The organism is Cobetia sp. (assembly GCF_983723665.1).
Map to the genome: position 1 here is coordinate 8,504 of NZ_CFDJES010000030.1, position 2,801 is coordinate 11,304.

Sequence of the window (2,801 nt, forward strand, 5' to 3'; positions counted from 1 at the left end):
ACGACTTCGTCGAGCACCTGGGCACGCGACAGGCCGTTGAGCTCCTGACCGCTGCCACCTTCGGAGAGGTGCACTTCCAGACGCAGGTAGAAGTCGTCATTGGCGTCGATGAAGCTCGGCGTCTGCTGGCGTACCGCACGCACCTGGTAGACGAAGTTGGAGGCGTCCTCGAACTCGACTTCCAGCGTCACGCGGGGCAGCGGCTCATCTTCCAGCGTCTCTTCGGTGACGCTCGAGACCTGACCGCGACGATTGAGCTCCTCGGCCAGCTGGTTGAGGGCCGGGCGGATGGAGCGCTTGAGGGTCGCCTCGGAACTGCCGCTCTGGGCGAAGTCGAGCACGTGATCCAGACGCTCATGCCAGTCGACGCCTTCGTAGACGCAGCTGTTGTCCTGACGCACGTTCTCCTTGCGGTCCTCGATCATCAGCGCCTTGTACATGCCGATCATCATGAAGATCAGCACGATGGAGAAGGGCACGGCGGTGATCACCACGGCGCTCTGCAGCGCGCTCAGCCCCCCGACCATCAACAGCGCCAGCGTCAGCAGGCCGATGATGGCGGACCAGAAGATGCGCAGCCAGATCGGCGCATCGTGGTTCACGTCCTTGAGGATGGAGGTGAAGTTGGCCAGTACCAGAGCGCCGGAGTCGGCGGAGGTCACGAAGAACACGATACCCAGAATCGCCACCACGGCGGTGGTGATGGTGGAGTAGGGCAGCTGCTCCAGGAAGGTGTAGATGGTGTTCTGCGGTGCGTTCAGGGCTTCGGTGGCCAGTGCCGCGACGTCCTGATTGGCGACCATGTCGATGGCGGAATTACCGAACACGCTCATCCACACCATCATGAAGCTCAGCGGAATCAGCAGCGCGCCGAACACGAACTGACGGATGGTACGACCACGCGAGATACGCGCCAGGAACAGGCCGACGAACGGGGTCCAGGCGATCCACCAGCCCCAGAAGAACAGCGTCCAGCCGCTCATCCACTCATCGGTACCCGGGGTGTAGGCGTAGGTATCGAAGCTCTTGGCGGTGAACTGGGTGATGTAGTCACCGACATTGAGCACCAGGGCGTTGAGCAGCTGCGAGGTGTCGCTGACGGCGAGCACGAAGATCAGCAGCGCGGTGGCCAGCAGCATGTTGAACTCGGACAGCATGCGGATGCCTTTCTCGACACCGGTGATCACGGAGATGGTCGCCAGTACCATCACGCCGATGATCAGCGCGGCCTGGACGGCGAGGTTCTCGGGCACGCCGAGCATGAACTTGAGGCCGTAATTCAGCTGGATGACGCCGATGCCCAGCGAGGTGGCGATGCCGAACACGGTGGAGATGATCGCGAAGATGTCCACGGCGTTGCCGATCGGGCCATTGATGCGGTTGCCGAGCAGCGGGTAGAAGGCCGAGCGGATCGCCAGCGGCAGGCGGTGGCGGTAGCTGAAGTAGGCCAGCGACATGCCGGCGAGCACATAGATGCCCCAGCCGGAGAGGCCCCAGTGGAAGAAGGTTTCCACCATGGCGTTGCGGATCGCCGCCTGGGTCTGCGGGTCACCGGTCACCGGCGCCACGTAGTGGGACAGCGGTTCGGCGATGCAGTAGAACAGGATGTCGATGCCGATGCCGGCCGCGAACAGCATCGCCGACCAGGACAGCAGCGAGAATTCCGGGCGTGAATCATCCGGCCCGAGGCGAATGCGCCCGAAGCGCGAGCAGGCGATCAACACGCCGAAGACCAGATAGGCGACGATGGCCAGCATGTAGAACCAGCCGAAGGTGTCGATGGTCCAGCCCAGGGCGCTGCCGATCCAGGCGTCGGCCTGTTCGGTGAACAGCATCGCGAAGGCCAGGAAGGCGAGGATACCGATGATCGATCCGTAGAAGACCGTCGGGTTGATACGACTCGAGGACGGTGTGGCGTTCTCGGCGGAAGCAGGTTTCTGCATGAGCAACTCCTTATCAGGGGAAGTTTCACTCGTGCGTGGTGCTTAGCTGCCCGTCAGCCGCAGAAATTGCGGGTGGCGTGCAGGAAAAGACGGACACGAACGGCACGGGCCGTGCTCAGCTCACGCGCGGGGCGGAACTTGCAGCAGCGGCAGTGTCGACTGCCGTGGCGACGCGATTGCAGGGGCATCGCTGGGCAGCAAGCAAGAAATGCCGATGGGCAATTCATGAGAGACGCCGGGTGCGCACCGTGGTGCGGCCCCTTTTCTGCAGGCCAGATTGGCCGCAGAAGAACGATGGCGGGCCGAGCGCTGGGGAACGCTGTACCTTCATCGTGCTGCTCTCATCACTTCGAACGTCTACTCGGCGTCCCTGGACGTCACCCGACCTTCTCGCGAAGGGGCGGGTCACTCCGGTGTCTGCTCGCGAGTCCGTGGCGGTCGCCATCGCTTGCTCCCTTGAAGTTGCCGGGATGGCAGGCGTCAGTCTCGTCGGCATCTGCCGGGTCCGCTTTCCTGTGACGGTTGCAGGCATCCCGTCTTGCTGCCGCCGGTCGAGATCGGCAGCGGAGGGGGAGCTCAGCAGTCAGGAAAACGCGACTCACATCATCACGCCGTGTAATGCTCAAAGCCTTGCAGAATTATTTTAATTGATTGTTCAATAAAAATATAACCCCCCTTTGGGGAAAAAGGCAGTGCAACTGTCGCTTCCGCTTATCCTCGTGTCGCGATCACGTCGCCGCGAGGCCCGATGGCAGAGCCTCGCAGGCACGGTGTCGTGCTCGGAAAAATCGCTGTCGGTAAAAGGACACAACGACGCCGCCCCGACCACAGAATCGTGGCCGGGGCGGCGAAAGTGAC

At 62.5% G+C, this 2,801-nt stretch carries 1 protein-coding gene; it reads right to left on the reverse strand.

The genetic code is table 11. The annotated features are described in order from the left end of the window. Positions 1 to 1,943, reverse strand: a 1,943-nt coding sequence (gene betT / locus AC4FAH_RS04965) for a choline BCCT transporter BetT (protein WP_490245733.1), incomplete at its 3' end; no start/stop codon positions are given. Positions 1,944 to 2,801: the final 858 nt, after the last annotated feature.